The sequence below is a fragment of the Pseudonocardia alaniniphila genome (assembly GCF_022524485.1).
Taxonomy (GTDB): Bacteria; Actinomycetota; Actinomycetes; order Mycobacteriales; family Pseudonocardiaceae; genus Pseudonocardia; species Pseudonocardia alaniniphila.
The window spans coordinates 124,965-150,236 of the sequence record NZ_JAKXMK010000013.1 but is presented as its reverse complement, the minus strand read 5'-3'; the positions used below and the strand labels follow the sequence as shown (position 1 = coordinate 150,236).

Genomic DNA, 25,272 nt, shown 5'->3' with positions numbered 1-25,272 from the left:
CGATCCCGGCGACAGGACGGACAACCGTGGATATGACCGAACCGCGCAACGACCAGTATCCGCCGTCCGACGTGCGCTTCGGCCAGGCCGTCGGCGCAGCGTCGATCGATGGCAATATCGATAGCAGAGCGGCGGTGAGCGCCGCTGGAGCGATCGTCGGCGAGGAGGACCAGCTGATCGCCACGATCGTGAAAACCGCCGCGTAGGGGTACCGGTGCCCCCCTCAACCCGGTCGTCGTCGCTCACGAGGCGATGGGATCGGGATCTGGCCCACCACGCGAGCGCGCTCTGTCGGACGGGCCGTCGACCCGTCCCGTCCGACTTCCATCTCCAGGAGGCAACGATGTCCCCTTCCGCGTCCGGGTCCGCGTCCCCACCCGCAGGCGAGTCCGTCCGTCCGAGCGTCGCCGACCGCCTGCTCGACTCGCTCGAAGACCTGGTCCGCAGGCACCGGGCGCTCGCGCTGCAGGAATCGTGCGACACGCAGAAAGCCGCTCTGCACGCCGAGCTCATCGCCGCCGAGGTGGCACACGAACTCGCGATGGCCCGCAGCGCCCTGCACCGTCACCCGGCACTGGGCGCCACCTGATCGGACCGGCGGGGCCGCGTGGCCGTGGCCCCGCCGTGACGGACGTCGGTTCCTATGCCGCGGAGGCCTCAGCCGCGCTGTTCGGGAGGCTGCGCAGCACCGCGCGTGCCACGGCGTCGTTGTAGCGCAGGCTCTGTGAGTTCATCCCCGGCCGGGTGAACGCACCTGCCAGCTTCACGGCGGTGTGCGGGCCGACCGCGAAGCGGTGCGGGTGCACCGCACCCGACGCATCGATCAACGCACCGTCGGACGGACGCACGCGCAGCTGACCGGTGTTGCGCAGGACGGTGCCGTCGTCGTCGACGAGCTCGAGTTCGCTGGCGGCCCCGCTGCGCATCAGGCCGGCCACCAGCGGGTCGACGGTACGTGCGGCGCTGGCGTGGGGCAGCCGGGCATCGACGAGCACGGTGGACGTGACCGGCGGCGCGTCCTGAAGCGTCGCGCTGCCCGCGTGGAAGATGCCGTCGGCGATGTCCACCCACATCCCGGCGCCGAGGAACTGGACGAACCCCGCCCGGGCGAGGGCCAGCAGCTGCCGCACGCGGAACCCGGGCGGCCCGCTCGCGACGGAGCTGAAGAAGCCCTGCCACCAGCTCAGGTCGAACGCCTGCGAGCGCCCGGAGAGCGCGCCTGCGCCGACCAGGCGGCCGACCTGCCCGTACACGGAGAGCATCGCGACGAAGGCACCCAGGTGCGGGGTGTGGGCCGGATCGACGTGCTGGCGCAGGTCCTCGGCTATCCGCTCCTGCACGAGCGGCTGGAGGGTGGCGAGGTCGGGGGCGTGCAACCCGTCGAGCGGGCGGTCGAGAGCGGCGAAGTCGATCCTGTCGACGGGGCCGGGCACGGCGGCGGCGAGCAGCTCGTCCATCTCCGGCGTGCCCCACGCCGGCTCGGCGTACCGGACGGCGAACTCGTCCCAGGAAAGCCGGACGCGGTCGGGGTGGCCGAGGAACAGCTCGTGGTACCAGCCCCAGGCGATCTCCTTGGCCATCAGCGGCCACACCTGCGCCAGCAGCTCGACGGGACCGCCCTCGGCGATCAGCGGGTCGATCTCGGCCGGTCCGAGGAATCGCGGCAGCGGTGGACGTCCGGCGCGCAGCTCGTAGTGGGTCTTGGAGTGGTAGGGCGCGCCGCGCGGCGAGCCCGCCACCAGCCGCGGTTCGGCGCCTGACGGGATGTAGCGCAGGGTGTCCTCGCCGGGGCCCGTCGGCTCGAACCGGCCACCGCGGCCCTCGAAGATCAGCACCATGAGGTCGACGAACGCGAGCCCCATGCCACGGACGATCACCGTCTCCCCCGGCTCGATCACCGACAGGTCGGAGTCGGTGGTCTGCTCGGGCGGCAGGTAGCGCAGTCCGAGCCCGGTGGCCCGGGCGACCAGCGCGAGCTCCTCGTCGGTGGGCGTTGCGTCGAGGTGCCCGGAGGCGAGCACGACCGCGTCGACGTGCAGGGCCGAGCCGTCCTCCAGGTGCACGACCTGTGTCTCGCCCTCCTCGGTCAGCTCGACGGCCCGGGTGCGGTGGATGTGCACCCGCACACCCGGGGGCAACCCCGCGATCACCTCGTCGAGCACCCAGCTCAGGTACGCGCTCTGCAGCCGCCTGCTCGGGAAGGTCGAGGCCGTGACGGCGCGCAGCTCGGCGGCCAGTTCGGGGCCGAGCACGTCGGGGTCACCGCTCGCGCGCAGCTCCTGCGCCCAGTCCCAGAACGACGGGCCCGGCCGGATCGGCCCGTCACAGACGACGGTGTCGTCGGTGAACATGGTGACGTCGGCGGCCATCGAGTTCATGGCCAGCAACGGGGACTGCTCGTGGCGCCAGATCCGCCCGGCACCCGCCGGGTAGGGATCGATCAGGTGCACGTCGACATCTGACCCGCAGCAGGTGGCAGGGAGCAGGTCGGGGATGCTCGCGCCGAGGCGCTCGAGCAGGCCGACGCCCCGCGGTCCCGCGCCGACGATCGCGATCGCGGACGTCACAAAGGGTTCCTCTCGGCAGGCGGACGGAAGACGGTCCGGGCCTGCCTCTCAGAGAGCTGCGCTGGTGCGGCACAGGTCCACGTGCCACCGGCGCGACAGCTGGAACCCCATACCTCGACTGTAGATCGGTGGATCCGGCACGGCCAGCGAACCGGTCTCGCGTCACGTCCCGGACTCCATGGCCGCGTCGACGAGGTGAGCGAGTGCGGCGGCAACCCGAGCTGCGCCCGGAGTGGGAGCGCCCCCCGGTTCGGCCATGTACCCGTCCCTGCGGATCTCGATCATGACCGAGAGCACCCGCGGGTCGGTGCCGTAATGCGCGAGGGGGACGTAGGTGCCGGCGAACGGGGAGTTCACCGCGACCGACCCGATCGCGGCGAACGCCGTCTCCGCCGCCGCGACGAGCCACGACGGCGTGTGCACGGGGTCGGCGCCCAGGCACACTGCCGGGCGCGGGCCGTCGGCGTGCAGCTCGTAGGGCAGCGGTGTCGTGGAGTAGGAGTGGACGTCCACGAGCACGGCGCGTCCGGTGGCCTTGATCCGGTCGTCCACCGCGGCCTGGACCGCGGCGGCCCACGGCGTGTAGTAGGCGGCGAGCAGCAGGTCCCGATGCGCCGCATCGTCCGCCCGGACGGGCTGGCCGCGGGTGCCCCGCGTGTAGACGGCGGCCATGCCGGCCGCGGCCATCTCCTCCCGCTCGTCGGGGAACCGCTCCGGGTCGACCACGAACCGCGACACCCGGTTCACGAGCACCCAGGGCCGGACGCGTGCCCGCTCCGCGGCGACGGTCGCGATCAGGTCGGTGTGGTGGTCGGTCAGCGCGGCCAGTTCGGACGCGAGCTCGTCGTCGTCGAGCACGAGGTGCGGCCTGGTCCACGAAGGGATGTCGGTGCCGGCATGCGGGACGTGCAGCAACACGGGGCTCCGGGCATCGCCCGCACGGGCGTCCGGGAGGCGGGGATCCGGCACCCGACCATCCTGCCCGTCGGCCGGCACGCCTGCGGTGCTTCCTCCCGTGTGACCGGTTCGAAGTCTTGTTGACGGACCCACTCCGCGGTGCTGCAGTGGAGGACGTGACCATCCGGGTTCCCCTGGTGACGCGAGCACACATCGACCTCGGCCGGGTGTGGTCGGCGGCCTGTCCGGGCCGCTGAGCCCCCAGCCCGCATCCCATCCACCCGGAAGGACCACCATGCCCGTCGAGTTCCTCGGCATCGGCGCCACCAACAACGGCACGGAGACGACACCGCGCACCGGCCCCGCGTTCGACAAGGACTACACGCTCGCCCTCGCCCGCGCCCACGAGGAGAGCGGCTGGGACCGGGTGCTCACGGCGTACAGCTCCGGCAGCCCGGACCCCGCTCAGGCCGCCGCGCTCATCGCCACCCACACCGAGCGGCTGCAACTGCTGCTCGCCCACCGGCCGAACGTCTCCTACCCCACCTTCGCCGCGAAGACCGTCGCCACGCTCGACCAGATCAGCGACGGGCGCCTCACCCTGCACGTGATCACCGGCGGCAACGACCACGAGCAGCAGCGCGAAGGCGACACCCTGCCCAAGGACCAGCGCTACGACCGCACCCGCGAGGCCATCCAGATCTTCAAGAAGGCCTGGACGTCACGCGAGCCGTTCGACTTCCACGGCGAGCACTACGACTTCAGCGACTTCGTGCTGGACGTCGAGCCCGCCCAGAAGCCCCGCCCGCGCATCTCCTTCGGCGGTTCCTCCCCCGCGGCCTACAAGGTCGGGGCGGAGGAGGCCGACATCTACGCACTGTGGGGTGAGCCGCTCGCCGGCACGGCCCAGCAGATCGCCACGATCAGCGAGCTCGCCCGAGCGGCGGGTCGCCCGGTCCCGACGTTCCAGGTGGCGTTCCGCCCGATCCTCGGCCGCACCGAGGAGGAGGCCTGGGAGAAGGCCTACGCCACCGTGGCCCGCATCCAGGACCGGACGAAGGGCGGCACGGCGCAGCTCACCCGCCGCCACAAGCTGTCGGACCCGGAGAACGCGGGCTCGCAGCGGCTGCTGGAGGTGGCCGCGCAGGGCGAGCGCTTCGACCGTGCACTGTGGACCGTCACGGCGAAGGCCACCGGCGGGGCCGGTAACTCCACCGCGCTCGTGGGCACGCCGGAGACGGTGGCCGCGGCGCTGCTGGACTACTACGACCTCGGCGTCCGGATCCTGTCCGCCCGCGGCTACGACCTGCTCGCCGACGCCGTGGAGTTCGGCCGCGAGGTGATCCCGCTCGTGCGTGCCGAGGTGGCCAGGCGCGACGCCGAGGAGGCGCGCACCGCTGTGCCCGCCTGACCCGTCTCACATACCGGCGACGCGCTGGGCCCCGCCGATCACGCAGGGGCTCAGCGCAGCACCGCCTGAGTCTGTGTCACCCGCGCCGCGAGTTTCCCGGCCGCGTCGCGCACCTCCGTGTCGACGATGATCGTGGTGCGTCCACGGTGCAGCACCCGGGGCACGGCCTCGACGTGCCCTGACGTGACAGGGCGCAGGAAGTTCGTCGCCGATGTGACGGTGGCGGTGCCCGTCGCGCCGTCGGGCAGGTTGAGGAAGGCGCACCAGCCACCTGCGGCATCGGCGAGGGCCATCAGCGCTCCGCCGTGGAGCAGCCCGGCGGTCGTGCACCTGGACTCGTCCCAGTCCAGCCGCAGCGCCACCTCCTGCGGTTCGGCGCGCAGCGCGGTGGCGCCGAGCAGAGCGGTGAAGGGCATCAGGCGGTGCATCAGCGCGGTGGGGTCGTCGGTTTCGAGTGATCCGGTCACGTGCTGAGACTGTCGCGGTCATGGCCGCCGGTCCATTACCCCGGACGTTATCGATCAACCCCACCGGCGCCGCTAACGTGCCCGCCATGACCGCCGCGACAACCACCGGCACCGCGTTCGGCTCGCTGCTGCGCGACTGGCGACAGCGCCGCCGGCTGACCCAGCTCGACCTCGGTATCCAGGCCGACGTGTCCGCCCGGCACCTGAGCTTCCTGGAGACCGGCCGGTCGAAGCCGAGCCGGGACATGGTGCTGCACCTCTCGGAGGAGCTGGACGTGCCACTGCGCGGACGGAACGAGCTGATGATCGCGGCGGGGTTCGCCCCGGCCTACTCCCAGCACGGCCTCGACGACGCCGAACTGGGCGAGGTGCAGCGCTCGCTGCGCCGGATCCTCGACGGTCAGGAGCCCTACCCGGCCGTCCTCGTCGACGGCTCGTGGAACCTGATCGCGGCCAACCGGGGGATCGCACTGCTCACCGACCTCGTCGACCCCGAACTGCTGGTCCCGCCCGTCAACGTCCTGCGGGTGAGCCTGCATCCGCGCGGGCTCGCGCCGCACGTCGTCGACCTGGAGGAGTACGCCGCGCACCTCGTGTCGCGGGTGCGCCGGCAGGCCGAGCGGGCGGCCTCCACGGGGCTGCGTGCGCTGCTCGGGGAGCTCGTCGGGTACTGCCGGGACGCCGGGCTCGACCCGACGGCACAGCCGCGCGACCGGATCGTGCTGCCGCTGCGGCTGCGCCACCCCGATCAGGAGCTCACGCTCTTCAGCACGGTCGCCGTGCTCGGCGCGCCGCTCGACGTGACGTTGGAGGAGGTGGCCATCGAGAGCTTCTTCCCCGCGGACGACGCCACCGCCGCGTACCTGCGTGAGCGGTTCGCCTGATCTCTCCCCCTTGCCTGCACTGTCATGGATCATGGAGATCCGTGACGGGGGAGCGCGTGGGTGACAAGCCGGGGCCTGCCCCGCTGATCGGGGTCGACGACATCGGTACGCCCTCGTGGGCGCAGGGCTACGAGTCCGTGGCGAAAGCCGGGCTGCCGGCCGTGGCGCGCGCAGCACCGCGCACGGCGGTGCTGGCCGCACGGTGGGCGTGGCAGACGTCGCGGCCGCTCACGATCGCCACGGCGGTGCTGGAGCTGCTCGCGGGTGTGATCACGGCATTTGGGCTGCTGGCCACGGCCAACGTCTTCAGTCGGCTCCTGGAGCAAGGCCCCACCCCGGAGCGCGTGGTGGCCGCGCTTCCCGCGCTCGCCGTCGTGGTGGCTGCGGCCGCGGCCCGTGGCCTGCTGGACGCCGCCGTGGCTGGAGTTTCGGGCGCGCTCGTGCCGCGCGTGGAGCAGCGGGCACAGGACATGCTGCACACCGCGGTGATCGGGGTGGAGCTCGCGGCGTTCGACGACCCGGACTTCGCCGAACTCGTCGAGCGAGCCACCACCCAAGGCCCGGACCGCGTGCGGGCCGTCGTCCGGGACACCGGCGATCTGCTCGCCTCGCTGGTGTCGGTGACGGCTGCCGTCGTCACAGCAGGGCTGCTGCACCCGCTGCTGGCACCGGTCGTGCTGCTCGCTGCGCTGCCGCGAGGCTGGGCATCGATCCGGACCGCGCGGCTGATGTTCAGCAACTTCGTGCGCACGAATTCGCATCGCAGACGCCTCGGGGTGACCAGCGGCCTGATCACCGGGCGGGACGAAGCCGCCGAGGTACGCGCGTTCACCACCCAGGAGGTGCTGCTTCGCGAGCACCGCCGCATCTCCGACGAGATCACCCGCGACGCCGTCAGGCTCGAGCGCGACCGGACCTCGGTCCAGCTCGTGGGGCGCACGCTCGCGGGCGTCGGCACGGCCGCGGCCTATCTGGTGCTCGCGTTCCTGATCTATGCCGGAAGCCTGGAGCTTGCCCTGGCCGGCGCAGCCGCGCTGGCCATGCGCACTGCTGCCCAAGCGGCCACCACCACGATCTTCCAGGCCAACCGCCTCTACGAGGCCACCTTCTACCTCGACCTCTACCGCAGCGCGCTCACCGACGCCGCCTCCCGCCGCCGCCTCCCGCCGGTTGCCGAGCTGCACGGTGACCCGGAGGTGATCACGCTGGCCGGGGCGTCGTTCCGCTATCCCGGTCAGGACGAGTACGCCCTGGCCGACGTCGATGTCACGATGCGCCGTGGCGAGGTCATCGCGCTGGTGGGCGAGAACGGGTCCGGCAAGTCCACCTTGGCGAAACTGATCACCGGCCTGTACCTGCCCACCGCTGGGAGCGTCACCTGGGACGGCGTCGACACAGCAGCGGTCGACGCCGGCGCTCTGCACGCCCGGGTAGCAGTTGTGCTGCAGGATCCGGTGCACTGGCCGATGACGGCCGAGAACAACGTGCGGATCGGACGGCTGGAGCGCGCCGACCCTGGCTCGGAGCAGCTCGACGCAGCGGCCCGCCTGTCCGGCACCGACACCGTCGTGGCCGACCTCCCCAACGGCTGGGCCACTGTGCTCTCCCGGATGTTCCAGACCGGGCGGGACCTCTCAGGCGGACAGTGGCAGCGGTTGTCGGTGGCCCGTGGCCTGTACCGCGACGCGCCGCTGGTGGTCGCCGACGAGCCGACCGCGGCCCTCGACGCCCGCGCCGAACACGCCGTCTTCGGCACGCTGCACGGGCGCTCCGGGGCGGGTGCGCAGCGCATCACCGTGCTCGTCACACACCGGCTGGCCAACGTCCGCCACGCCGACCAGATCCTGGTGCTGGAACAGGGCAGGCTGATCGAGCACGGCCGCCACGAGGAGCTGATGGCGCACGGCGGCACCTACCACGAGCTGTTCACGTTGCAGGCCCGCGCGTACGCCGAGTCCGCGGGCGAGCCGGATACCGTCCCAGCATGACCGACGAGCTGGTGCACCTCGACGTCGCCGCGGGCGTCGCGACGATCACGCTGGACTCCCCCGCCAACCGCAACGCGCTCTCCGCGCAGGTGCGCCGGGAGCTACTGGCGCACCTCGGCACGGCCATCGCGGACGACGGGGTGCGGGTGGTCGTGCTCACCCACACCGGCCGGGTTTTCTGCTCGGGGATGGACCTCAAGGAGTCGCGCGGGGCGGGAGCGCAGAACCAGGGCATCAACGAGTTCCCCGCGATCCTGGAACGGATCTGGGCCTCGCCCACCCCGGTGCTCGCGCGGGTGGCGGGTCCGGCCCGAGCCGGTGGCGTCGGGCTCGTGGCGGCGTGCGACATCGCCGTGGCAGCCCAGAACGCCACCTTCGCGTTCAGCGAGGTGCGCATCGGCGTCGTCCCGGCGGTCATCTCGGTCACCGTGCTCCCGCGCCTGCTGCCGCGCGCCGCGCACGAGCTGTTCCTCACCGGCGAGACCTTCGACGCCACCCGCGCCGCGCAGATCGGCCTGATCAACACCGCCGTGCCTGCTGCGGCGCTCGACGCGGAGGTGCACCGCTACACCGAGGCCCTGCGGATGGGGGCCCCGGGCGCGCTGGCCGCCACCAAGGAGATGCTGCGCCGCGAGCGGCCGGCCGCGATGGCCGACCAGCTCGCCGAGATGCAGGAGCTCTCGGCCCGCTTCTTCGCCGGCGAGGAGGGCCAGGAGGGGATGCGGGCCTTCGCGGAGAAGCGCGCGCCTTCCTGGGCGCGTTAGCGCGGCCAGGGCGCCGAGGCGCGGCCCGACGATCACCCCGCCGGTGCCGGCGGGGTCCAGCGCTGGTCGCGACCCGACGCTGCGAGTGCCCGCTCGAACACCGGCGCGTCGGCGGCCACCGTGACCTCGGCGCCGAACCAGCCGCCATCGCGTCCCATCGGCGCCATCGCCTCGACGCCGTCGAGCACCACCTGGTCGAGGCCGGACGGCACGTGGATCGGCTGCCCGGTGGCGACGGCGAGGTCCCAGGCGTGCACCACGAACTCCGACGTCATGATCGAGCCGATCATCGCCGCGGGCATCGGCGAGCCGCCCATCTGTGACTCGCCCTCCCACGCCGACGGAGCGGCCCACGCCTGCGCCGCGGCCGTGGCCTCCTCCACGCAGGCCTGTGCCCACTCGCTCTCCGGACGGCCCTGGAGGTAGGGCGTGCGGTCCGCGGCCGTCCAGGACGAGTCCCAGGCCTGCCTGGTGGCCGAGCGGTGGGCCAGCAGGAAACCGAACGCGAGGTGGTTGACCACCTCGCGGACGCTGTAGTCGGAGCACGGGGAGGGATCGTCGTACCGGGCGAGGCTTGCGCCCTTGATCGCGGCGACCGCGAGATCGATGCTTCGGCTGAGGTGATCGGCACTGTCCACGTCGTCAATCTCCCGCGATGCCCTCATCCCGGTATTGCACGAACGCGACAGCCTGGGCCCCTGCAGCCGACGGTTAGCCTGGTCACGTGGACGTGCTGGAGGGGGCCCCGGACACCCCCGGCAAGGCTCTGGACGAGGCGCTGGACCGGGCGCTGGGCGTGCTCGCCAGGAGACCGGTGGTGGCGCTCACGGGCGCGGGGCTCTCCACCGACTCCGGCATCCCCGACTACCGCGGCCCCGGCTCCCCCCGCCGCAGCCCCATGACCTACCAGGAGTTCGTCTCCGGGGAACACGCCCAGCGCCGCTACTGGGCCCGCAGCCACGTCGGCTGGGCCCGGATGGCCCGCGCCGAACCCAACCCGGGCCACCACGCTCTCGCCGAACTGGAACGCGCCGGCGCCCTGCACGGGCTCATCACGCAGAACGTCGACGGGCTCCACACCGCCGCCGGCAGCCGCACACTGATCGACCTGCACGGCTGCATCGCCGACGTCGTGTGTCTCGGTTGTGGCCGCCGCAGCCCGCGCGACGAGCTCCAGGGCCGCCTCGCCGCGCTCAACCCGGGTTTCGTCGACGCAGCAGGCGAGAACGTCGAGACAGCCCCCGACGGTGACGCGGCACTCGAGGCCACCGACGGGTTCCGGCTCGCCGAATGCGCGGGCTGCGGCGGCGCGCTCAAGCCCGACGTCGTCTTCTTCGGCGAGAACGTCCCGCGCGATCGCGTGGCACGGGCCTACGCGATGGTCGACGCGGCGGGCTCACTGCTCGTCGCGGGCAGCTCGCTCGCGGTGATGTCCGGGCTGCGTTTCGTGCGGCACGCGCGCAAGATCGGAACGCCCGTGGTGATCGTCAACCGCGGTCGCACCAGGGGTGACGACCTCGCTGACGTGCTGGTGGACGGCGGCTGCTCGGAGGTGCTCCCCGCGATCGCCGCGGTGGCGCGGCTCAGCTGGACCGACGGCGGCCGGACGAACGGCACTCCCGTGCGTTCCTAGCGGGCCGACGGGCCGTTCGTACGGTCGCGCCCCAGCTGGGCGGCCGCCAGGTCGACCAGGCGGTCCACACCGGCAGCTGTGCCCCAGCAGAGCGGCAGCACCACGAGGATGGCGAGCACCACCTGCATCGGGAACGGGAGCTGGGTGATCCACAGCTCGACGGCATCCCACCAGTCGGCCACTGCGCGCAACATCAGCTCACCTTCTCCCTCTCTCTGCATCCACACGGTAGCGGCTCACCGATGCGACTAGTTTCCGTGGCATGTTCGCCGTCTACGCCGCAGAGCCCAATGCCGATGCTCCCCTCGACTCCCTGACCGTGGGCGAGCGCCCCGAGCCCGAGGTTCCCGACGGCTGGGTGGCCGTCCGTGTCTCCGCCGCGAGCCTCAACATGCACGACCTCTGGACGCTGCGCGGCGTCGGAATCAAGCCCGAGCAGTTCCCGATGATCCTCGGCTGTGACGGTGCCGGCACGCTCGAGGACGGCACGGAGGTCGTGCTGCACTCGGTGATCGGGGACGCCTCGCTGTTCGGCGACGAGACCCTCGACCCGAAGCGCTCGCTGCTCACCGAGAAGCACCAGGGCACGTTCGCCGACACCGTGGTCGTCCCGAAGCGCAACGTCCTGCCGAAGCCCGAGAACCTCACGGCGGCGCAGGCGGCGGTCATGGGTACGGCCTGGCTCACCGCCTACCGGATGCTGTTCGTGAAGTCGGGCCTGCGGCCGGGCCAGACGATGCTCGTGCAGGGAGCCTCCGGTGGCGTCTCCACGGCCCTGGTACAGCTCGGCAGCGCGGCCGGGATGCGCGTCTGGGTCACCGGTCGCACGGAGGAGAAGCGGGCGGTGGCGGAGAAACTGGGGGCGCACGCCACGTTCCCGTCGGGCGAGCGGCTGCCCGAGCGTGTCGACGCCGTGTTCGAGACTGTTGGTGACGCCACGTGGTCACACTCGATGCGGGCACTCAAGCCCGGTGGGGTGGTTGTGGTCAGCGGATCGACGAGCGGTCCCAATCCTGGGGCAGATCTCCAGCGGCTTTTCTTCCTCCAGCTGCGCGTCATCGGCTCGACCATGGGCACCCGGGAAGAGCTCTCCGACCTGCTCACTTTCGTCTCCAACGCGCGAATCAGCCCTGAAATCGGGCTCGAACTGCCCATGGAACGGGCAGAAGAGGGGTTCCGGGCAATGCTCGAAGGCGACACTTCCGGCAAGATCGTCTTCCGTCGATGACGCCATCCGTCGCGTTGGATCAGCCGCTCGTCTATGGCAAGTGGTTCCTGAGAGACCCGCTTGGCCCTCTCAGGACGTACAGTAAGTAACCGTGTCTGAGCCACCAAGTCGAATGGCGCCGGGGTCCGTGTACATCCCGGTGCCACGAGTGACAGGTCTGGTCGAGCTACTCGACCGGTTGGACCGTGCGGTTGCTGCCGCGCTGTCACCGGTCACCTCGGCAGAGGGCGTCAGCCGTGACGGCTGGCGAGTGCTGCTGATGCTGGCCCGTGGCGGCGGCCGGAGCATGGGTGAGATCGCCTCGCACACTGCTCTGCCGGCGCCCACGGCAACCCGTGTCGTGGACCGGTTGGTCGCGGCCAAGCTGGCCTACCGGCGCACCGATCCGGTAGACCGCCGCCGCGTCCTGGTCCACCTCGCGGGGGACGGGCGGGCAGTGGTCGAGCGGGTCTGCGGGCGAGTGGAACGCCGCGCAGGTGAAGCACTCGGCTCCCCCCACACGCCCGAACGTGCCCAGCTCGCCGAACTCCTCGAGGCCCTGGCAAGCCAGGGCGTCACAGCCTGATCAGACCCCTCGCCCCCCGCAAGCCTCCCCCCATCGACCGTCTCCCCACCCCAACCGCTTCCCCCATAGCCCCGATCAGGTCCTCGTCACGTCGAGCGTCCTGTCCAGCCAAGCTCGTCCGCGAACACCGAGGTGCTCGCGGGCGGTTGCCACCTGCGGCAGGAGCGTTCGCTCGCCGGTGCGTGCCGCCAGGATGTGGGCCACGGTGACGCCGTGGGCGGGGCGGTCGACCACACGCACGGTGTCGCCCCCCTTCACCGCTGCGGGCCGCAGGACGGCCAGGTACGCGCCCGGCCTTCCTGCGGCGATGAAGCGCTTCACCAGGTCGGGCACGCCGCGGAACCCGGCGAACACCCGGCACGGGATGCGTGGACCCCGCACCTGGAGCACGGCCGCGCCGATCTGCCAGCGCTCGCCCACCACGGCTCCGGAACAGTCCACCCCGGAGAGGGTGAGGTTCTCCCCCACCGCGCCCGGCGACAGCGGCTGTCCGAGCTCGGCCGCCCAGAACGCCAGGTCGTCACACGAGTAGGCATAGACGGCCTGGTCAGGCCCGCCGTGGTGTTTGAGATCACAGATGGTGTCGCCTTCGACACCGTCGGCGGTGAGCAGCACCGAGTGATCCACGGGGCGCTTGTCGATGCCGGATCGCCCCTTCTGCATCGTCCACTCGCCGGTGCGAACGACGGCCAGGTTCACGGACTCGACACGGCCTTCCACCCCCGGCCCGGTCGATGTCGTCATCACGGTCCCCCCTGTTCTCCTCCCGGCACTCCGACCGGCGCACCGGGCAATGTGTCGGCCGTAACCCCGCCTGCTGCGGCATACGGGAAGGCCGCGACGATCAGCGCCGCCACCCCGACCACGACCACGCGCTGGATCCAGCCTGCCCTCCCGCACAGCCATCCAGCCGCAAACGCCACGAGGAGCGGCACCACCACGGTATAGAACGCCGTCATCTCGGCGGCCCGATCGCCGGGAACCGCCGGATCGGGAGCCCCGGCCACCGCGATGACAAGGACTCCGAACACCAGCACCCCGAGCAGCCCGGTGAGCAACAGCGCCCACCGCCGTTTCGTGCGTCCGGCGACCACCCCGACGAGCAGCACGAGCACCAGTACGAGCCCCGCGACGCCCGGTGATCCCCCACCGGGGAACACCGGCGCATCCGTCATGGCGCCCATCGTAGGCTGATCGTTGATCAGCGACGATCAGTATTCAGGGCCCGAACCCGGGGGAGGTGCTACTTCTTCCCGGACTTCGCGTCGCCTGCGGAGTCGGTGGACAGCGCCGCCACGAAGGCCTCCTGCGGCACCTCGACCCGTCCGATGGTCTTCATCCGCTTCTTGCCCTCCTTCTGCTTCTCCAGCAGCTTGCGCTTGCGGGTGATGTCGCCGCCGTAGCACTTGGCGAGCACGTCCTTGCGGATCGCCCGGATGTTCTCGCGCGCGATGATCCGCGACCCGATCGCCGCCTGGATCGGCACCTCGAACTGCTGGCGCGGGATCAGCTCGCGCAGCTTCGTGGTCATGGCCGTGCCGTAGGAGTAGGCGTCGTCCTTGTGGCGGATCGCCGAGAACGCGTCAACCGGCTCTCCCTGCAGCATGATGTCGACCTTGACCAGATCGGCTTCCTGCTCGCCCGCCTCCTCGTAGTCGAGGCTCGCGTAGCCGCGTGTGCGCGACTTCAGGGCGTCGAAGAAGTCGAAGATGATCTCCGCGAGCGGCATCGTGTAGCGCAGCTCGACCCGGCTCTCCGACAGGTAGTCCATTCCGCCGAGCTGGCCACGCCTGCCCTGGCACAGCTCCATGATCGTGCCGATGAACTCCGACGGGGCCAGGACCGTCACCTTGACGACCGGCTCGAAGACCTGCGCGACCTTGCCCGTCGGCCAGTCCGATGGGTTGGTCACCGTCATCTCGGTGCCGTCGTCCTTGATCACCCGGTACACCACGTTCGGCGCGGTGGAGATGAGGTCCAGGCCGGCCTCGCGCTCCAGCCGGTCGCGGGTGATCTCCAGATGCAGGAGCCCGAGGAAGCCGCAGCGGAAGCCGAAGCCCAGCGCGGCCGACGTCTCCGGCTCGTAGGTGAGCGCGGCGTCGTTGAGCTGCAGCTTGTCCAGCGCCTCGCGCAGGTCCGGATACTCCGAGCCGTCCACCGGGTAGAGCCCGGAGTAGACCATCGGCCGGGGCTCGCGGTAGCCGGTGAGCGGTTCGGTGGCGCCGCCCCGCTGGCTCGTGACGGTGTCGCCCACCTTCGACTGGCGGACGTCCTTCACACCGGTGATCAGGTAGCCCACCTCGCCGACCCCGAGCCCGGCGCTCGGCTTGGGATCCGGCGAGACGATGCCCACCTCGAGCAGCTCGTGGGTGGTGCCGGTGGACATCATCTTGATGCGCTCGCGCGGGGTGATCTTCCCGTCGACCACGCGGATGTAGGTGACGACGCCGCGGTAGGTGTCGTACACCGAGTCGAAGATCATCGCCCTGGCCGGGGCATCGGCGTCGCCGACCGGCGCCGGAACCAGCCGGACCACCTCGTCGAGCAACTCACGCACGCCGAGCCCGGTCTTGGCGCTCACCCGCAGCACGTCGCCGGGCTCGCAGCCCACGATGTGGGCGATCTCCGCCGCATAACGGTCGGGATCGGCGGCGGGCAGGTCGATCTTGTTGAGGACCGGGATGATCGTGAGGTCCTTCTCCAGCGCCAGGTAAAGGTTGGCGAGAGTTTGGGCCTCGATGCCCTGAGCGGCGTCGACGAGCAGGATCGCCCCCTCGCACGCCTCCAGGGCGCGGCTCACCTCATAGGTGAAGTCGACGTGGCCAGGGGTGTCGATGAGGTGCAGGACATGGTTCTGCCCGTCGACCTGCCACGGCAGCCGCACGTTCTGCGCCTTGATCGTGATGCCGCGCTCGCGCTCGATGTCCATCCGGTCGAGGTACTGGGCGCGCATGGCCCGCTCCTCGACCACACCGGTGAGCTGCAGCATGCGGTCGGCCAGGGTGGACTTGCCGTGGTCGATGTGGGCGATGATGCAGAAGTTCCGGATCAGCTCCGGAGGCGTGAAGGTCTGGTCGGCGAACGAGCTCACTCACGGATCCATTCAGTACGGGTCCCTCTATCGTCCCATGCGGCGCGGCGGGCACGACGGTGCCGGTCAGCGCGACGATGCCGACGGTCCGACTACGCCGCCGGGTCGCTCCCGTCCCACTCGCCGAGGGGCGCGCAGTGCCATCGCCAGCCCTCGCGCCGCGGCCGCTCGCCCAGCGGCGCACGGCCGTTGCACCACAGCAGGACGGCCCACGGATCGGGGTGGCCGGGGGCCCACGGAAAGAGCCGGTGCACCACGCGGGCGGCGAGCGCCGGGTCCGGTGTGAACGACACGCCGAGGCCGGCCGCGGCATCGGCGGTGTGCACCAGGATCTCGTCGCACCCCATCGCGGCGAAGCCGGACGCGTCGGCGAGCCCGGCCGGATGCCAGCCCCGCCCCTCCACGGGAGTCACGGTGACGACGGCGGCAAGCACGGCCGCATGGGCCTGCACGGTCGCGAGCAACCCGGCGGGGGGCGTCTCCGGGCGCACCCGCAGGTCCATGGTCGACAGCTCGACGGGCCCCGCCGCTGCATCGGCGGCATACCAGAGCAGCGTGTCCCCGACGTGCGCCACGGTCTCGGCGACGCTCATCCGAAGGTCACCCGCCGGTCCCGACCAGTCCCGGTCCACGGCCTCGCCGAGCACGGCAGCGCAGACTGCCGCTGCCTCCTTCAGGTCCGTCGCATTCACGACCGGAACGTATCCGGCATATCGATCCGGTCGATCATCACCATCCGTTTCACCTGCACCAGGAGTATCGCCGGATTACGACGATCGGTTGTTTTTCGATCACTCTCCGCGAAGAGTGCAGCACCGCCGAAACCCGAACTCCCCGCTCGAGCGGATCACGTGCCACCATGGCGAGATCGTGCGGTCGCGGAGCGACGGAGGAGCTCCCGAGCCTCACGCGCGCCGGAACCCCAGCTCCGGCGTTCTCACCCGAGCAACCCGATGGCCCTCCAGGGGAGCGATCCGTGACATCGCGCTCGTCCGCGGCGATCACTGCCCCGAGCGAGTGCGTCCTCGTGGCAGGTGCGCCCAGCTGCCGATGCCCGCAGGACGTCCACCAGGTCAGCGATGAGCAGCTCATCGTCCGAGCCACCGACAAGTTCCGCTGGCAGCAGCGGGCGGCGGCCGAGGGACGAACCGCCGCCCGTGCCGGGCTGGACGCGCTACTCGTCGCCGCCCGTCACGACCGCCCGTCCACGGTGGTGTCCGAGCTGCTCCGGATGTGCATCATGATCCGGATCTACGACCCCGACCTCACGGTGCCGGCCCACGTCGAGACGGACACCGTGCGGACGGAGGTCGAGACGCTGCTGCAGGAGTACACGGAGCTCGCCGAGCTCGACAACGACCCCCGCAGGCTCGGCGAGGCAGCCACTCTGCGCGCCCTTCGCACCGGCACCTTCTGCCAAGGGGAGAACGCCCTCGCCGACACCGCAGCGGCGCACGCCATCCTCACCGACCTCGTTGCCCCGATGCCGGGCGAAAATCCGAAGGAATGGGCGCGCCTGCTGTCGCGCAGCCTCAACGGGCTGGTCCTCGTGCTCCTCAAGCTCGGCTCGCACGAGCTGGCCGACGAGGTCTCACAGCGGGGAATCGCGGTGGCCGAGAGCGGCGGGGTTCCGGCGATGGACCGCCTCATCCATCAGCTCAACCGCGTGCGGCTACAGCTGTCCTGGGCGTTGCGCCTCGAGCGCGGGGGACGCGACGCGGCTGCAGCCACCCGTTTCGTCGGGGCCGCTCAGGCCGCCCACGCCGCCGGACAGCTCTGGGGTCCCGCGCACGGGATTCACGACGACGGGTCGGCCGCCATCACGGGGTGCTCGATCATCAGCACCGCCTACGCCCTGAAGCAGCCGACCCCTGACCAGATCGACCTGCTCGTCTCCCTGGAGCCGACCACCCACTTCACCGAGGACCGCATCATGCTCGCCATCGCCACGGCGCGCTGCCTGCTGGTCGCGGGCCGTCCCGCGGCCGCAGCCGCGGCACTCGCACCCCTGCAGACGGAGCTGCGCATCGCCACCCCGGATGCGGTGCTCACCCTCGCCCTGCACCGCGAGTTCGCGAAGATGGACGGCCTCGCCCACGGCGCGCCCCGGCGGCCCGACGCGCTCGCCCGCTACGCCGAGGCCCTGGAGTCCGAGCTCTGGGCGCTGCGCGAGGCACGGCTCACGGCCCTGCGCAGCCACTCCGAGCACCACCGCCTGGCCCTCGAGCACGGCGCGGTGGCCGCGCAGGCCCTGCAGGATCCGCTCACCGGGCTGCCCAACCGACGTGCCCTGGACCTGCGGCTCGCCGAGGCCGTCACCACGCCGTCCGCCCAGCCCTGCGCCGTCGCCCTGATCGACCTCGACCGGTTCAAGGACGTCAACGACGACCGCTCGCACGCCGCGGGTGACGCCGTCCTGCGCGAGGTGGCAACGTGCCTGCGCACGATCCTGCGCTCCCACGACATGGTGGCCCGCTACGGCGGCGACGAGTTCGTCGTCGTCATGCCTGCCACCCCGCCCGCGGAGGCCCGGGCGGCGCTGCAGCGTGCCGCCGATGCCGTGGCGGCGCTGCCGGTCGAGGTCGCCGCCGGCGTCACGATGTCGGTCGGCGTGGTCCGCGCGCCGCTGGACGGCGACCCCGCTGCGGCGCTCGCGGCCGCAGACGCCGCGATGTACCGGGCCAAGCACGCAGGCGGCAACACCGTCGTCTCCGGCGCGGTCGCCCCGGCCGCAGCCACCGCGGCGGAGTCCGGGCCCGTGCACTCCAACCGCGTCATGTCCACCGTGGCGTCCACGTCCGTGACGGCGTCGAACTCCGTGACACCGGCGACGGTCAGCTCGCGAGCGGCACGGCCGAGCGCAGCTACCATCCGGTCCGAGTAGCCGACAGTCGCCCGCTGGTCACAGGGAGTCCCAGAACTCGGTGAGCACGGCCGCGCCGCGGTCGGGATCCTGGGCCATCCACCAGTGTCCGAGCCCGTCGAGCACCGCCACGCGAGCGCCCGCCCGAGCCGCGGCGCGCCGGCGTTGCTCGTCGGTACCCACGAAGTGATCCTCGGTGGAGATCAGAGCGAGGCCCGGGCGCGCTGCCGCGTCCGGCAGCCGGGCGCCGAGGTCACGGAGCACCGGCTGGGCAGCCGAGCGATAGAGCCCCAGGATGCACCGCCCCATCTCCGCGTCGAAGCCGGGAGCGACGCGCTGCGCCACCCGTGGGTCCATGCCGCGGTCGGCCAGGCCTTGTGCGAACTCCTCGACGGGCGTGGCGAGGCGAGCCTCGATCTCCTCCTCGCCCTCGCCGGGTGTCTGCCAGACCTGCGCGAGGTCGTGCCACACGTAGTCGGGGTCGTAGATACCGATGACGTCCGAACACCAGCTGTGCAGCAGGTCGGGACGGCTCATCGCGACGTTGAGCACATGGCTGCCGCCCCAGTCGTGACCGACCAGGTCGACCGGTTCCCCGATCCTCTCCAGCTCGGCCACCAGCCAGTCGCGGTACTCGTCGACGGTCGCCGTCCACCCGTCCGGCACCGGAGCGCCGAATCCCGGCGGCGACAGCCGCACCTGATCGGTCCGACCGCGGGCGGCGAGCCGCTCGCTCAACAGGTCCCAGATCGCCTCGGTCTCGGGATTGCCATGCACCAGAACCACAGTCACGCACGCAGCCTAGGCGTCACTCTCAGTGCGGGGGCGCGGGCCGATTTCCGACTGGTCGCCGCCGGGCTGTAGCATGGACAGCTGAGCGCCCGGCGTGAACGCACGATCCCCGCCGCCGGTGCGGACCGGAACAAGGCGAAGAAGAACTCGAGGCATTCGCGTGGCCAACATCAAGTCCCAGATCAAGCGGGTCAAGACCAACGAGAAGCGCCGCCAGCGCAACAAGTCGGTCAAGTCCTCCGTGCGCACCGCGGTGCGGCGCTTCCGTGAGGCTGTGGAGGCCGGCGAGAACGAGAAGGCCACCGAGCTGCAGCGCGCGGCGGCCCGGGCCCTGGACAAGGCGGCCAGCAAGGGCGTCATCCACAAGAACCAGGCGGCCAACCGCAAGTCGGCGCTGTCCAAGCGCGTCGCCGCGCTCTGATCAGGCTCTCCCAACGGCGCTGCCCTTCGGGGCGGCGCCGTTGTGGTGTGTTCGACACAACTCCCTGAGGGATGCGCTCAGCGGCTCTCACGAGCCGCGCAGATGCGCAGCACCGCCCGTTCAAGGGCGTAGCCAGGATCGGCTGCCGCGCCCTTGACGTCGGCGTTCACCTCGGCGGCGGCTTCGAAGGCCAGTGCGAGCGACTCCGGCTGCCAGGCTCGAACCTGCGACTGGGCCTTGCGAATCTTCCACGGCGGCATTCCGAGCGTGCCCGCGAGCCGGTTCGGATCGCCGCGGCCTGCCGCACCCACCTTGGCCAGCGTGCGCACCCCGTCGGCCAACGCGTCGGCCACCAGCACCGGCGCCACCCCGAGAACCATCGCCCAACGCAGGGCCTCCAGAGCCCCGGCGCGGTCGCCCGCCATCACCTTGTCGGCCACCGTGAACCCTGACGCCTCGGCCCGGCCCCGGTGGTAACGGCGCACCGCGGGCTCGTCCACCTTGCCGCCTGTGTCGGCCACGAGCTGGCCCACCGCGGCGGCGAGCTCCCGCAGGTCGGACCCCACCGCCTCGATGAGGACGCCCACGGCATCCGGCGCGATACGACCGCCGGCCCGCCGGGCCTCGGCCCGCACGAAGTCGGCCCGTTCGTCCGAGCGGGTGATCTTGTTGCACGTGGTGACGACGGCGCCGCCCTTGCGCAGCGCGTCGGCGAGCGGCTTGTTGCGCGCGCCCCCCGCGTGGACCACGACCAGCACGATGCCCTCGGCCGGATCGGCGGACTGCTGGACGATCGCCGCCGCCAGATCCTTGCCCACCTCGTGGGCGGCCTGCAGGACGATCACCCGGCCCTCGGCGAAGAGCGACGGGCTGAGATTGTCGGCCAGGTCGGCAGGTGTGAGGTCGGCCGCTCGATACCGGCGCAGTTCGGCACCGGGCTCGCCGATCCTGACCTCGGCCACCACCTGCTCGACAGCGCGCTCGACCAGCAGCTCCTCCTCGCCGAGGACGAGGTGCAGCGGCGCAGGTGCGGATGGCGCGGGCACGGCGTCCATGCTCGCGCACGGCACCGACAACACGTGAGCCGGCTCCCAGATCCTGGGCCACGGGTTGGGATTCGAGTCGATCGTGTCGTAACGTGTCTTGCATCCGGCGGTCCGATCCGCCGGACACAACTTCACATGGCTCATCCAGAGGGGCAGAGGGAACGGCCCGGCGAAGCCCCGGCAACCGGCGATGCGCGTTCACGCGTTCGATCACGGTGCCAATTCCGACCCGCACGATGCGGGAAAGATGAGGAGACTTCTCATGACCTTGACTGCCGACGCCTCGGCCACCACCTCGTACGACCTCGGGCCTGCACGCGCCCTCTCCTGCCGCGAGTGCGGCCACCAGATCCCGCTCGCCGCGGAGTTCGCGTGCCCGCAGTGCTTCGGGCCGCTCGAGGTCGCCTACGACTTCGGCACCGTCACCCGCGAGTCCATCGAGGCCGGCCCGAAGTCGATCTGGCGCTACCGGCAGCTCCTCCCCGTGCCCTCCACCGTGCAGGAGCACCCCAACACCGAGCCGGGCCTCACACGCCTGATCAAGGCCGACCGCCTGGGCGCCGCTCTGGGCCTGCGCAACCTCTGGGTCAAGGACGACACCGGCAACCCGACCCACTCCTTCAAGGACCGCGTGGTGGCCGTTGCGCTCGCCGCAGCACGCGAGCTGGGCTTCTCGGTGCTCGCCTGCCCCTCCACGGGCAACCTCGCCAACGCCGTGGCCGCCGCCGCGGCCCGTGCCGGGTGGGACTCGGTGGTGCTCATCCCGTCGTCGCTGGAGACGGCGAAGGTGCTCACCACCGCCGTGTACGACGGCACGCTGCTCGCGGTGGAGGGCAACTACGACGACGTGAACCGGCTGGCCACCGAGCTTGCCGCCGAGCACGAGGACTGGGCGTTCGTCAACGTCAACGTGCGGCCGTACTACGCCGAGGGCTCCAAGACTCTTGGCTATGAGGTGGCCGAGCAGCTCGGGTGGCGCCTGCCGCAGCAGATCGTTGTGCCTGTGGCGTCGGGGTCGCAGCTGACCAAGGTGGACAAGGGCTTCACCGAGCTCGGGAAGCTGGGCCTGGTGGACGCCACGCCCTACCGCGTGTTCGGTGCGCAGGCCACGGGCTGCTCGCCGGTGGCCAAGGCCTTCGAGGACGGCCACGACGTGGTGCAGCCCGTACGCCCCGACACGATCGCCCGCTCGCTCGCGATCGGCAACCCCGCCGACGGCCCCTACGTCCTCGACGCGGTGCGCCGCACCGGTGGCGCGATCGCGCACGTCAGCGACGCCGAGGTGGTGGACGCCATCCGGTTGCTCGCACGCACCGAAGGTGTCTTCGCCGAGACCGCCGGTGGGGTCACCGTGGCCACCACGAAGAAGCTGGTGGAGTCGGGAGCGCTCGATCCCGACGCCGAGACCGTGCTGCTGATCACCGGCGACGGTCTCAAGACCCTCGACGCGGTGGCCGGTCAGATTGGCCCGTCGGCCACGGTGCCGTCCACCAGCAAGGCCGTGCGCGAGGCCCTCGCCGAGCGCGGGCTCTGAGTCCATCGGCCGGGCGTCGGGGCCCGGCTCTGGCCCGGTGGACGTAGAGCACCGGGGATCACGCTGACAGGGCCCTGCATCCCGACAGCGCTGCGGGCGGGGCACGGGCGAAGCGATAGACGCCATGACGGGCTGCGGCAGGGAACCGGCAACCGAGCCGGCCCTTGCTGACGGCCTGCAGGGGTGGGCGCTGCGAGTCGGCTGCAGCCAGACGAACTCGAGCAGCACCGGCCTCGGCGTGCCCGGAGAGGAGAACGGCGGCTCGCCGGCGGCAAGGTGGGGCCGGCCGTAACGCCCCGCGCAGCTCAGGCGCAGGATCGCCCACGCGAGAAGCACCGTGACCACGCCGCACGTCCGCACGAGGTTCTGGACGTGGTCGTCACCCTCGATCAGGACGATGTCGACGCCGGCACAGAGCAAGGTGATCGCGGTAGCGAGCGTGATGAGACGGCTCGTCCGACGGTCGGCGAGCCACCCCGGCCACCGCGCTGGTCACCTCACCGTGCCCGGCGCACCCGCGACACGGCGGTAGCGAGCGTGTGCCGGGCCTGTGTGGTTCACCCGATTTCGGGACGCCGCGGTCATCGCGAGGGCTGCTGCGGCGATGGGTTCTCGAGCGCCGCGCTGGAGAACTGCTTGCCCGCCTCCACCACCTCCGCGGCGGGAACCTGTCCGAGCGGCTCCTGCATGTAGTGAGCTCGTGCCCGGCGCACCCGCCACACACGGATCCCGACGTAGCAGGCGCCGAGATCGATCCACGCCCGGCTCACGAGCACGAACGTGGCGAGGTCCTTCGACGCCTGCTGCTCGTAGCGAGCGTGATGTACATCATCGATCCGGAGGAACGGGAGATCGCGCGGGTGACCCGCCCACCCGGCGTCAGCCCCGCAGCCGCACGGCCACCGGTTGTTCAGTGGTTTCCGGTCGGCGGCAGGCACGGACGTGGTGTGCTCGTTCACGTGTTGTTCCTTCAGCCTCGCGGGGCGAGTGAACGAGGCGGCGGCGTTCTGCTCCCCATCATCAGCCGCGCTGATCTCGACCCCGAGCCGTTCTGACAATCGCCGGGCAACCGCGATATCGATGTCGTCACATCACCCGAAGCAATGCCGCGCTCCACACCGTCACCGGCACCCGGAGCTGCAAGAACCTGCGTCCAGTCCTGGCTCGGTAAATTCCATGGGATCACGGCCCGAGTGCCCGCATTCCGCCGCGCGCGGTCTCCTCGTGCTCCCGTTGCGCGCGGCGGATCCGCAGTTCGAGACAACGGCGGACAGCCTGTTGCGACTGAGCGGCCGCGTTTCACCCTCCCCGCCGAAGATACCTCCGGCGTCGGCCGGCCCTCGCCGATCGCAGCTGGTCACCACCGCGGCTCAGGCCAGAGGCGCTGCCCACAGAAGCACGCATTCGCCGCGTAATCCGATGGGCTACCAAGGGCGACCGGTCGGCCGGCTCCGCAGACGGACGACACGACGGCGCGTCGCCTGGCGTCACAAAGCAGAGCAAACTCCCGTTTCGGCCACGTAAGACGACCTGGACACCTTCCCGGGTGTGATCCAGAACATTCAACCGCAACACACTCGCGTCAGTACCGTGTATTCGCTGCAAAGATTTCCATCCGACCGATCGGATTCACCTGAATCGCCGAGACCTACCGGCGTCGAGGTCGGTTCCGGCACTCGACAAGAGTCATCCAGTAGCGCAGTGCCGACGACAGAAGGGGTCACCGTGGCCGACGGGAGCGACAAATGTGCCTGCAGTTCCGGATCCGACAGCGAAACTCCGCGCTTTCCGGATAGACAGTCGCGCTCTTCGCGTCAGGCCCGTCGTGCCGCAGCCGCAAGTCTCATCGGCACGACGATCGAGTTCTACGACTTCTTCATCTACGGGCTGGCCGCCAGCCTGGTCTTCGCCAGCCGGTTCTTCCCGTCCTTCTCGCCCGTCGCCGGGACGCTGGCATCGCTGAGCACGTTTCTCGTGGGCTTTCTGGCGCGCCCGGTCGGCGCCGTACTGTTCGGCCACTTCGGTGACCGCATCGGGCGCAAGCGCCTGCTCGTGGTCTCCCTGGTCACTGCGGGCGGCGCGACGTTCGTGACCGGACTGCTGCCCACCTATTCCAGCATCGGCGCGGCGGCACCTGCGCTGCTCGTGCTCTGCCGGATCATCCAGGGCGTCGGCCTCGGCGGCGAGTGGGGCGGTGCGGTGCTCATGGCCGTCGAGCACGCACCGCCGAACCGCCGGATCGTCTACGGCTCACTCCCCCAGTTGGGAAACCCGGCGGGCCTGGTGCTGGCCACCGCGATCACGCTGCTCTGCAGCTCGCTGATATCGAGGGAGCAGTTCCAGGCGTGGGGATGGCGTATCCCGTTCCTCCTGAGCATCACGCTGGTCGTCGCGGGGCTGATCGTGCGCCTGTGCCTGCGCGAGAGCCCGGCGTTCGATCGCGTGCGCGAGTCCCGACAGCTCGTGCGGTTTCCCCTCGGGGCACTCGTCCGCGGGCACCCGAGAGCACTCGTCGCAGGCACCCTCGCCGTCACCGCGTCCCCCGCGGTAGGGCTGCTGCTCGCGGTCTACCTCATCCCGTACGGACAGCAGATCCTGCGCTTCTCCCCCACCGCGATGCTCCTGCTCTCCGGGATGTTCGGAATAACGTTCTTCCTGGGGATCCTCGTGTCCGCCAGGGTCTCCGAACACCGGGGCGTGAGACCGCTGACCGTGCTCGGGCTGGTGTCCATGGTGGTCTGGGCGATCCCGTTCTTTCTCCTCTTCGACAGCCGTTCGTACCCGGCGGCGCTGATCGCGTATGCGGTCTCCGGTCTCACCGTCGGCACGGTGAACGGGCCGCAGGCCACCCTGCTCGCCGAGTTGTTCCCCGTGCATGTGCGCTACAGCGGAGCGTCCGTCGCCTTCCAGATCTCATCCGTGCTGGGTGGCGCACTCACCCCCATTGCCTCGACGGCCCTCCTGGCCGCCGGCGGTGGCAACGGCCTCGCCGTGGCGGTCTGGGTCATCGGGATCTCCCTGACGAGCCTGGTCTCGTTCACCTGCCTCCGTCTCGGCGGCGGCGTCGAGCCCGGCGAGGAACGCACAGCTGAACTCAGAAGCCTCACCTGACCTCCGCATC

Annotated in this window: 25 protein-coding genes and 1 riboswitch; of the genes, 13 read left to right on the top strand and 12 right to left on the bottom strand. The window is 71.1% G+C overall.

Annotation, left to right across the window (positions count from 1 at the left end; translation table 11 throughout):
- Positions 1–26: 26 nt before the first annotated feature.
- Positions 27–206: a hypothetical protein gene (locus tag MMF94_RS17160; RefSeq protein WP_241037791.1), complete on the top strand. Its 180-nt coding sequence runs from the start codon at positions 27–29 to the stop codon at positions 204–206.
- A 137-nt stretch (positions 207–343) separates the two neighbouring features.
- Complete coding sequence (locus MMF94_RS17155; protein ID WP_241037790.1) at positions 344–589, top strand: hypothetical protein; 246 nt, start codon at positions 344–346, stop codon at positions 587–589.
- A 52-nt stretch (positions 590–641) separates the two neighbouring features.
- Here MMF94_RS17155 and MMF94_RS17150 read toward each other — a convergent pair whose 3' ends face one another.
- Both MMF94_RS17150 and MMF94_RS17145 read right to left on the bottom strand, forming a co-directional pair.
- A complete protein-coding gene (locus tag MMF94_RS17150; protein ID WP_241037789.1) occupies positions 642–2,567 on the bottom strand; it encodes an FAD/NAD(P)-binding protein in 1,926 nt (641 codons plus the stop codon).
- A 162-nt stretch (positions 2,568–2,729) separates the two neighbouring features.
- On the bottom strand, positions 2,730–3,536 hold the full coding sequence (locus tag MMF94_RS17145; RefSeq protein ID WP_241037788.1) for an N-formylglutamate amidohydrolase: 807 nt from the start codon (positions 3,534–3,536) through the stop codon (positions 2,730–2,732).
- A 223-nt stretch (positions 3,537–3,759) separates the two neighbouring features.
- Here MMF94_RS17145 and MMF94_RS17140 point away from each other — a divergent pair, with 223 nt between their 5' ends.
- Positions 3,760–4,875 carry an LLM class flavin-dependent oxidoreductase gene (locus MMF94_RS17140; protein ID WP_241037787.1) on the top strand — a complete coding sequence of 372 codons (1,116 nt, stop codon included), beginning with the start codon at positions 3,760–3,762 and terminating at the stop codon, positions 4,873–4,875.
- Between the two features lie 50 nt (positions 4,876–4,925).
- On the opposite strand, the gene MMF94_RS17135 is transcribed toward MMF94_RS17140, so the two are convergent.
- Positions 4,926–5,291, bottom strand: coding sequence for a PaaI family thioesterase (locus MMF94_RS17135; RefSeq protein WP_241037880.1), 366 nt, complete (start codon positions 5,289–5,291; stop codon positions 4,926–4,928).
- 137 nt (positions 5,292–5,428) lie between these two features.
- Here MMF94_RS17135 and MMF94_RS17130 point away from each other — a divergent pair, with 137 nt between their 5' ends.
- The 3 genes from MMF94_RS17130 to MMF94_RS17120 are packed head-to-tail and all read left to right on the top strand — an operon-like array spanning position 5,429 to position 8,978.
- Entirely contained in the window at positions 5,429–6,226 is a 798-nt protein-coding gene (locus MMF94_RS17130) for a helix-turn-helix domain-containing protein (protein ID WP_241037785.1), read from the top strand.
- Between the two features lie 41 nt (positions 6,227–6,267).
- Positions 6,268–8,214, top strand: a complete 1,947-nt coding sequence (locus MMF94_RS17125; protein WP_241037783.1) for an ABC transporter ATP-binding protein — start codon at positions 6,268–6,270, stop codon at positions 8,212–8,214.
- On the top strand, positions 8,211–8,978 hold the full coding sequence (locus MMF94_RS17120; protein WP_241037780.1) for an enoyl-CoA hydratase-related protein: 768 nt from the start codon (positions 8,211–8,213) through the stop codon (positions 8,976–8,978). Before MMF94_RS17125 ends, MMF94_RS17120 begins: the two co-directional genes overlap by 4 nt.
- 32 nt (positions 8,979–9,010) lie before the next feature.
- Here the strand turns inward: MMF94_RS17120 and MMF94_RS17115 are convergent, their stop codons facing one another.
- A complete protein-coding gene (locus tag MMF94_RS17115) occupies positions 9,011–9,616 on the bottom strand; it encodes a TIGR03086 family metal-binding protein (RefSeq protein ID WP_241037778.1) in 606 nt (201 codons plus the stop codon).
- Positions 9,617–9,708: 92 nt separating this feature from the next.
- Here MMF94_RS17115 and MMF94_RS17110 point away from each other — a divergent pair, with 92 nt between their 5' ends.
- A complete protein-coding gene (locus tag MMF94_RS17110; RefSeq protein WP_379660472.1) occupies positions 9,709–10,611 on the top strand; it encodes an NAD-dependent protein deacetylase in 903 nt (300 codons plus the stop codon).
- Here the strand turns inward: MMF94_RS17110 and MMF94_RS17105 are convergent.
- Positions 10,608–10,805 (bottom strand): hypothetical protein, encoded by a 198-nt coding sequence (locus MMF94_RS17105; protein WP_241037774.1) that lies wholly within the window; start codon positions 10,803–10,805, stop codon positions 10,608–10,610. The two genes, MMF94_RS17110 and MMF94_RS17105, sit on opposite strands and share 4 nt — an antisense overlap.
- Positions 10,806–10,873: 68 nt before the next feature.
- Between MMF94_RS17105 and MMF94_RS17100 the strand changes: the two genes are divergently transcribed.
- Together MMF94_RS17100 and MMF94_RS17095 are read left to right on the top strand one after the other, a co-directional pair.
- Positions 10,874–11,839 carry a zinc-binding dehydrogenase gene (locus MMF94_RS17100; protein WP_241037771.1) on the top strand — a complete coding sequence of 322 codons (966 nt, stop codon included), beginning with the start codon at positions 10,874–10,876 and terminating at the stop codon, positions 11,837–11,839.
- 148 nt (positions 11,840–11,987) lie between these two features.
- Positions 11,988–12,404: a MarR family winged helix-turn-helix transcriptional regulator gene (locus MMF94_RS17095; RefSeq protein ID WP_241037769.1), complete on the top strand. Its 417-nt coding sequence runs from the start codon at positions 11,988–11,990 to the stop codon at positions 12,402–12,404.
- A gap of 75 nt (positions 12,405–12,479) precedes the next feature.
- Here MMF94_RS17095 and MMF94_RS17090 read toward each other — a convergent pair whose 3' ends face one another.
- The 4 genes from MMF94_RS17090 to MMF94_RS17075 all read right to left on the bottom strand — a co-directional run bounded on the left by MMF94_RS17090 (position 12,480) and on the right by MMF94_RS17075 (position 16,187).
- Positions 12,480–13,148, bottom strand: coding sequence for an MOSC domain-containing protein (locus tag MMF94_RS17090; RefSeq protein ID WP_241037768.1), 669 nt, complete (start codon positions 13,146–13,148; stop codon positions 12,480–12,482).
- The gene (locus tag MMF94_RS17085; RefSeq protein ID WP_241037767.1) at positions 13,148–13,579 is read right to left on the bottom strand and encodes a hypothetical protein; all 432 of its coding nucleotides are present in this window, start codon (positions 13,577–13,579) and stop codon (positions 13,148–13,150) included. The genes MMF94_RS17090 and MMF94_RS17085 overlap by 1 nt, the downstream gene beginning before the upstream one ends.
- Positions 13,580–13,647: 68 nt before the next feature.
- The gene (lepA, locus tag MMF94_RS17080; RefSeq protein ID WP_241037766.1) at positions 13,648–15,495 is read right to left on the bottom strand and encodes a translation elongation factor 4; all 1,848 of its coding nucleotides are present in this window, start codon (positions 15,493–15,495) and stop codon (positions 13,648–13,650) included.
- A 92-nt stretch (positions 15,496–15,587) separates the two neighbouring features.
- Positions 15,588–16,187 carry a maleylpyruvate isomerase N-terminal domain-containing protein gene (locus MMF94_RS17075; protein ID WP_241037765.1) on the bottom strand — a complete coding sequence of 200 codons (600 nt, stop codon included), beginning with the start codon at positions 16,185–16,187 and terminating at the stop codon, positions 15,588–15,590.
- Positions 16,188–16,471: 284 nt separating this feature from the next.
- On the opposite strand from MMF94_RS17075, the gene MMF94_RS17070 reads away from it, so the two are divergent.
- A complete protein-coding gene (locus tag MMF94_RS17070) occupies positions 16,472–18,379 on the top strand; it encodes a GGDEF domain-containing protein (protein WP_241037764.1) in 1,908 nt (635 codons plus the stop codon).
- Positions 18,380–18,397: 18 nt separating this feature from the next.
- Here the strand turns inward: MMF94_RS17070 and MMF94_RS17065 are convergent, their stop codons facing one another.
- Complete coding sequence (locus MMF94_RS17065) at positions 18,398–19,150, bottom strand: alpha/beta fold hydrolase (protein ID WP_241037763.1); 753 nt, start codon at positions 19,148–19,150, stop codon at positions 18,398–18,400.
- A gap of 160 nt (positions 19,151–19,310) precedes the next feature.
- Between MMF94_RS17065 and rpsT the strand changes: the two genes are divergently transcribed.
- Positions 19,311–19,571 carry a 30S ribosomal protein S20 gene (rpsT, locus tag MMF94_RS17060; protein ID WP_241037762.1) on the top strand — a complete coding sequence of 87 codons (261 nt, stop codon included), beginning with the start codon at positions 19,311–19,313 and terminating at the stop codon, positions 19,569–19,571.
- Positions 19,572–19,648: 77 nt separating this feature from the next.
- On the opposite strand, the gene holA is transcribed toward rpsT, so the two are convergent.
- Complete coding sequence (gene holA / locus MMF94_RS17055; protein WP_379660464.1) at positions 19,649–20,626, bottom strand: DNA polymerase III subunit delta; 978 nt, start codon at positions 20,624–20,626, stop codon at positions 19,649–19,651.
- A gap of 128 nt (positions 20,627–20,754) precedes the next feature.
- A riboswitch (SAM riboswitch) is annotated at positions 20,755–20,871 on the top strand.
- A gap of 8 nt (positions 20,872–20,879) precedes the next feature.
- On the opposite strand from holA, the gene thrC reads away from it, so the two are divergent.
- Positions 20,880–22,151 carry a threonine synthase gene (thrC, locus tag MMF94_RS17050; protein WP_241037759.1) on the top strand — a complete coding sequence of 424 codons (1,272 nt, stop codon included), beginning with the start codon at positions 20,880–20,882 and terminating at the stop codon, positions 22,149–22,151.
- Positions 22,152–22,732: 581 nt separating this feature from the next.
- Here thrC and MMF94_RS17045 read toward each other — a convergent pair.
- Positions 22,733–23,110, bottom strand: a complete 378-nt coding sequence (locus MMF94_RS17045) for a hypothetical protein (protein ID WP_241037757.1) — start codon at positions 23,108–23,110, stop codon at positions 22,733–22,735.
- Between the two features lie 742 nt (positions 23,111–23,852).
- Between MMF94_RS17045 and MMF94_RS17040 the strand changes: the two genes are divergently transcribed.
- Positions 23,853–25,262 carry an MFS transporter gene (locus tag MMF94_RS17040; RefSeq protein ID WP_241037755.1) on the top strand — a complete coding sequence of 470 codons (1,410 nt, stop codon included), beginning with the start codon at positions 23,853–23,855 and terminating at the stop codon, positions 25,260–25,262.
- Positions 25,263–25,272: the final 10 nt, after the last annotated feature.

What these genes read in the sequence shown, in the direction of transcription:
- MMF94_RS17155 (WP_241037790.1), top strand. Translation starts at nt 344, where the DNA reads ATGTCCCCTTCCGCGTCCGGGTCCGCGTCCCCACCCGCAGGCGAGTCC.
- MMF94_RS17140 (WP_241037787.1), top strand. Translation starts at nt 3,760, where the DNA reads ATGCCCGTCGAGTTCCTCGGCATCGGCGCCACCAACAACGGCACGGAG.
- MMF94_RS17135 (WP_241037880.1), bottom strand. Translation starts at nt 5,291, where the DNA reads ATGCCCTTCACCGCTCTGCTCGGCGCCACCGCGCTGCGCGCCGAACCG.
- MMF94_RS17130 (WP_241037785.1), top strand. Translation starts at nt 5,429, where the DNA reads ATGACCGCCGCGACAACCACCGGCACCGCGTTCGGCTCGCTGCTGCGC.
- MMF94_RS17120 (WP_241037780.1), top strand. Translation starts at nt 8,211, where the DNA reads ATGACCGACGAGCTGGTGCACCTCGACGTCGCCGCGGGCGTCGCGACG.
- MMF94_RS17105 (WP_241037774.1), bottom strand. Translation starts at nt 10,805, where the DNA reads ATGTTGCGCGCAGTGGCCGACTGGTGGGATGCCGTCGAGCTGTGGATC.
- MMF94_RS17100 (WP_241037771.1), top strand. Translation starts at nt 10,874, where the DNA reads ATGTTCGCCGTCTACGCCGCAGAGCCCAATGCCGATGCTCCCCTCGAC.
- MMF94_RS17090 (WP_241037768.1), bottom strand. Translation starts at nt 13,148, where the DNA reads ATGACGACATCGACCGGGCCGGGGGTGGAAGGCCGTGTCGAGTCCGTG.
- MMF94_RS17085 (WP_241037767.1), bottom strand. Translation starts at nt 13,579, where the DNA reads ATGACGGATGCGCCGGTGTTCCCCGGTGGGGGATCACCGGGCGTCGCG.
- holA (WP_379660464.1), bottom strand. Translation starts at nt 20,626, where the DNA reads ATGGACGCCGTGCCCGCGCCATCCGCACCTGCGCCGCTGCACCTCGTC.
- thrC (WP_241037759.1), top strand. Translation starts at nt 20,880, where the DNA reads ATGACCTTGACTGCCGACGCCTCGGCCACCACCTCGTACGACCTCGGG.